This window comes from Shinella sp. M31, assembly GCF_049199205.1.
Taxonomy (GTDB): domain Bacteria; phylum Pseudomonadota; class Alphaproteobacteria; order Rhizobiales; family Rhizobiaceae; genus Shinella.
Genome location: NZ_JBLZPH010000028.1, coordinates 1 through 5054, shown reverse-complemented (window position 1 = coordinate 5054; position 5054 = coordinate 1). Strand labels below are relative to the sequence as shown.

4 protein-coding genes are annotated in these 5054 nt (G+C 63.0%); 2 read left to right on the top strand and 2 right to left on the bottom strand.

Annotated elements, in window-relative coordinates:
- Together preA and ACOZKU_RS04685 are read right to left on the bottom strand one after the other, a co-directional pair.
- Positions 1 to 1312 (bottom strand): NAD-dependent dihydropyrimidine dehydrogenase subunit PreA (preA, locus tag ACOZKU_RS04690; protein ID WP_421577870.1); only part of this gene is annotated, 1312 nt, incomplete at its 3' end.
- An 11-nt stretch (positions 1313 to 1323) separates the two neighbouring features.
- Positions 1324 to 2685, bottom strand: coding sequence for an NAD(P)-dependent oxidoreductase (locus ACOZKU_RS04685; RefSeq protein ID WP_421577869.1), 1362 nt, complete (start codon positions 2683 to 2685; stop codon positions 1324 to 1326).
- Positions 2686 to 2940: 255 nt separating this feature from the next.
- Here ACOZKU_RS04685 and ACOZKU_RS04680 point away from each other — a divergent pair, with 255 nt between their 5' ends.
- Positions 2941 to 3894, top strand: coding sequence for a sugar-binding transcriptional regulator (locus tag ACOZKU_RS04680; protein ID WP_421577868.1), 954 nt, complete (start codon positions 2941 to 2943; stop codon positions 3892 to 3894).
- 181 nt (positions 3895 to 4075) lie between these two features.
- Positions 4076 to 5054 (top strand): ABC transporter substrate-binding protein (locus tag ACOZKU_RS04675; protein WP_421577867.1); only part of this gene is annotated, 979 nt, incomplete at its 3' end.

Below are 5054 nucleotides of genomic sequence, written 5' to 3'. Positions count from 1 at the left end.
ACTCCGCAGCCTGCCGGGCCATCGGGTTGTTGGGATGCGTCGTCCAGTTCGCATAGTTCGGATCGACGACCTTGCCGGTGCGCTGGTCGAGCGTGCCGGGTTCCAGGCCGACCATGGTGATGCAGTTCTCGACGGGGCAGACGTTGACGCAGAGATTGCAGCCGACGCACTCGTCTTCCATCACCTCGAAGTGCCTGACGCCATCGACGAACTGCGTGATCGCTTGGTGCGAGGTGTCCTCGCAGGCGATGTGGCAGCGGCCGCACTTGATGCAGGCATCTTGATCGATATGGGCCTTGGCGATGTAGTTGAGGTTGAGATACTGCCAATCCGTGACATTGGGCACGGCGCGGCCGCAGATGTCGTCGAGAGTGCGGTGACCCTTGGCGTCCATCCAGTCGGACAGACCCGTGATCATCTCCTGCACGATCTTGAAGCCGTAGGTCATCGCGGCCGTGCAGACCTGCACGTTGCCGGCGCCGAGCACCAGGAATTCCGCGGCGTCACGCCAGGTGGTGACGCCGCCGATGCCGGAGATCGGCAGGCCGTAGGTTTCCGGATCGCGGGCGATCTCGGCCACCATGTTGAGCGCGATGGGCTTGACCGCCGGGCCGCAATAGCCGCCATGCGTGCCCTTGCCACCGACCGTCGGGTTGGGCGCGAAATTGTCGAGATCGACGGAGACGATCGAGTTGATGGTATTGATCAGCGACACGGCATCGGTGCCGCCGGCCTTGGCGGCGCGGGCGGGCTTGCGGACATCGGTGATATTAGGCGTCAGCTTGGTGATAACAGGCATGCGCGTGTACTGCTTACACCAGCGCACGACCATTTCGATATATTCCGGCACCTGGCCGACGGCGGCACCCATGCCGCGCTCGGACATGCCGTGCGGACAGCCGAAGTTGAGCTCGATGCCGTCGGCGCCGGTCTCTTCCACCAAAGGCAGGATCGCCTTCCAGCTCTCCTCCTCGCAGGGCACCATGATCGAGGCGATCAGCGCCCGGTCCGGCCAGTTCATCTTGACCTGCTTCATCTCGCGCAGGTTGGTGTAGAGGTCGCGGTCGGTGATGAGTTCGATGTTGTTCAAGCCGAGCAGGCGGCGGTCGGCGCCCCAGATCGCGCCGTAACGCGGGCCGTTGACGTTGACGACGGGCGGGCCTTCCTCGCCGAGGGTCTTCCAGACCACGCCGCCCCAGCCCGCCTTGAAGGCGCGCTCGACATTGTAGGCCTTGTCTGTCGGCGGCGCAGAAGCGAGCCAGAACGGATTGGGCGATTTGATGCCGACGAAATTGTTGCGAAGATCAGCCATGTCTCAGCTCCTCAAGCGACGGCAGAGGCAGGCTGCGCACCGGCAGCGAGCATGCGGTTGATCGAATCGGCCGCATCGCGGCCCTGGGCAACGGAGGTGACCGTAAGGTCTTCTCCCGCCTTCACGCAGTCCCCGCCCGCCCAGACATTGGCGACCGAGGTGCGGCCTTCGCTGTCGATGGCGATGCGGTTGCCGGCCATGGCGAGCGAACCGAGGCCCGCCGCTTCGAAGGTTTGGCCGATGGCCTTGAAGATCTGGTCGGCGGTGAGAACGCCCGTCTCGCCGGTGCCGACGAGCCTGCCGTCCTGGATTTCGGTATATTCCATCTCGATGCCGGCAACCTGGCCGTCGCGGGCGATGACGCGCTTCGGCTGCAGCCAGTGGCGGATCATCACGCCCTTGGCGGCGGCAAGATCCTGTTCGAAGGGTGAGGCGTTCATGTGCTCCTTGCCGCGGCGGTAGCAGATCGTCACCTCCTCGGCGCCGAGCAGCTTTGCCTGGACGGCGGCGTCGATGGCTGTCATGCCGCCGCCGATGACGACGACGCGGCGGCCGACCGGAACGGTGGCCTTGTCGGTTGCCTGGCGCAGCTCGGCGATGAAATCGACCGCGTCATAGACGCCGGGCAGGTTTTCGCCTTCAGCGCCGAGCGCATTGACGCCGCCCAGACCCATGCCGAGGAAGACGGCATCGAAATTGGCGGCGAGATCGGCGAGGGTGAAGTCGCGGCCGAGTTTCAGCCCATTCTTCACTTCGATGCCGCCGATGGCGAGTACGTAATCCACTTCACGCTGGGCGAAATCATCGACCGCCTTGTAGGTGGCGATGCCGTATTCGTTGAGGCCGCCGGCCTTTTCGCGGGCTTCGAAGATCACGACATCATGGCCTTCCATGGCCAGCCGATGGGCGCAGGCGAGACCGGCCGGGCCGGCGCCGACAACGGCGATCGCCTTGCCCGTGCGCGCGGCGCGTTCATAGAAATGCTGGTTTTCGCTGATCGCCACATCGGTCGCATAGCGTTGCAGGCGGCCGATTTCCACCGGACGGTGCTCGGCGGTGTTGCGCACGCAGGCCTGTTCGCAGAGCGTCTCGGTGGGACAGACGCGGGCGCACATGCCGCCCAGAATGTTCTGGTCGAAGATCGTCTTTGCCGAGCCGATCGGATTGCCCGTCGAGATCTGGCGAATGAACAGCGGAATGTCGATGGCGGTCGGACAGGCCGTCATGCACGGCGCGTCGTGACAGAAGTAGCAGCGGTCGGCTGCGACCAGCGCCTCATGATCGTCGAGGCGCGGGTGAAGGTCGGAAAAATTCGTGTCGTATTCGGCCGGCGTCAGACGCCCCCGATGGATCCCAGATTGCGTCGTTCCCATGATTATCTCCCATTCGCGTGGGCTTTTTGAATAAGAGAACGGTAACTCAGCTTTATTTTTTTATCAAACGGTAAAACTTCAGAAAAAATGCTGGTTTTTCAGTGTCTGAAGTAAAAATAAACATGATGATCCTGGTTATGTTTTCCGTTCGTCAAGAACGGACCGCAGCGTCGTCTGTCCTTGCTGCGCCGTCAGATGACGTTTGACAGGGGGCGGGAAAAGATGCAGCAAATCAGGACAAAGAAGGGAAATGCAATGGCGAAGCGGACGGAGACGGCCGGACGGCTGGACGATGCGGCACGGGCCGGCTGGCTCTATTATGTCGCGGGCCGAACGCAGGACGAGATCGCGTCCGCCATGGGCATTTCCCGGCAATCCGCCCAGCGTCTGGTGTCGCTTGCCGTCGCCGAGCGCCTGATCAAGGTGCGGCTCGACCATCCCATCGCCGAATGCTTGGAGCTCGGCGAGGAGCTGCGCAAGAAGTTCGGTCTCGTGCATGTCGATATCGTGCCGAGCGATCCCGGTTCCAGTTCGACGACGATCGGCATTGCCGAGGCAGGGGCTGCGGAAATCGAGCGCTGGCTGAAGAAATCCGAGCCGATCGTGCTGGCGGTCGGTACGGGCCGCACGCTGAAGGCGGCGATCGACCAGTTGCCGGCCATGGAATGTCCGCAACACCGCATCATGTCGCTGACCGGCAATATCGGCCCGGACGGTTCTGCGGCCTACTACAACGTCATCTTCTCCATGGCCGATGCCGTCAAGGCGCGGCACTATCCGATGCCGTTGCCGGTGCTCGTCTCCTCCATCGAGGAGCGCGATCTTCTGCACAAGCAGAGCCTCGTGCAGTCGACGCTGCAACTCGGCCGCGAGGCGGATGTCGCCTTCGTCGGCATCGGTGAGCTCGGCGCGGACGCGCCGCTCTGCCTCGACGGTTTCCTCGACCCGCAGGAAATGGCGCGGCTGATGGAAGACGGCGCAGCCGGCGAAATCTGCGGCTGGATGTTCGACCGAAACGGCAAGCTGCTCGACGGCAGCATCAATGAACGCGTCGCCTCCGTGCCCCTGCCACCGCGTGAAACGACGACGGTCATCGGCCTCGCCAAGGGCAAGCGAAAATATCTCGCCCTCCTGGCCGCCTTGCGCGGGCGTATGATCAACGGTGTCATCACCGACGAAGCGACGGCGCGTTACCTGCTTTCGGCCTGACGGCCGACCTTCCCGCGCACTCCTGAGCGTTTTTCCCACATAGAAATTTCCCATGCGATTCAATGGTCGCAGTCCCGCCTTGTGCGGTGCAGCAACGATTGGTTGTTGACTTCCTGCGCCTGTTTGTGGGTAATTGCTCACGAGCAAAGCAAATGCTCATAACTCTTCTGGGAGGAAGATGATGAATTTGAGAACCCTTCTGCTGGGCGTCAGCTCGGCTGCTCTCCTCAGCGGTTTCGCCCATGCCGAAACGCTGACCATCGCCACCGTCAACAACGGCGACATGGTGCGCATGCAGGGACTGACGGAAGATTTCACCAAGAAGAACCCGGACATTCAGCTCGAGTGGGTGACGCTCGAGGAAAACGTGCTGCGCGAGCGCGTCACGACCGACGTCGCGACGAAGGGCGGTCAGTACGACATCATGACGATCGGCACCTATGAAGTTCCGATCTGGGCCAAGCAGGGCTGGCTGGTGCCACTCGACAATCTCGGCGCCGATTACGACGTCGACGACCTGCTGCCGGCCATCCGCTCGGGCCTGACCGGCGATGACGGCAAGCTCTATGCCGCGCCGTTCTACGGCGAAAGCTCCTTCGTCATGTACCGCAAGGACCTGATGGAGAAGGCCGGGCTCACCATGCCCGACGCCCCGACCTGGGAATTCATCGCCGACGCCGCCCGCAAGATGACCGACCGCAATGCCGGCATCAACGGCATCTGCCTTCGCGGCAAGGCCGGCTGGGGCGAAAACATGGCCTTCCTGACGGCGACCGCGAACGCCTTCGGCGCTCGCTGGTTCGACGAGAAGTGGACCCCGCAGTTCGACCAGCCGGAATGGAAGAACACGCTCGACTTCTACGTCAAGCTGATGAACGACGCCGGCCCGCAGGGCGCGTCCTCGAACGGCTTCAACGAGAACCTGGCGCTGTTCCAGCAGGGCAATTGCGGCATGTGGATCGACGCCACGGTGGCGGCGTCCTTCGTTTCCAACCCGAAGGAATCGACGGTCGCCGACAAGGTCGGCTATGCGCTGGCGCCCGATACGGGCCTCGGCAAACGCGGCAACTGGCTCTGGGCCTGGAACCTCGCGATCCCGGCCGGCTCGCAGAAGACGGCATCGGCCGAGAAGTTCATCGCCTGGGCGACCAGCAAGGACT

Excerpts from the sequence above, each read along its gene's own strand:
- ACOZKU_RS04685 (WP_421577869.1), bottom strand. The coding sequence starts at position 2,685 with ATGGGAACGACGCAATCTGGGATCCATCGGGGGCGTCTGACGCCGGCC.
- ACOZKU_RS04680 (WP_421577868.1), top strand. The coding sequence starts at position 2,941 with ATGGCGAAGCGGACGGAGACGGCCGGACGGCTGGACGATGCGGCACGG.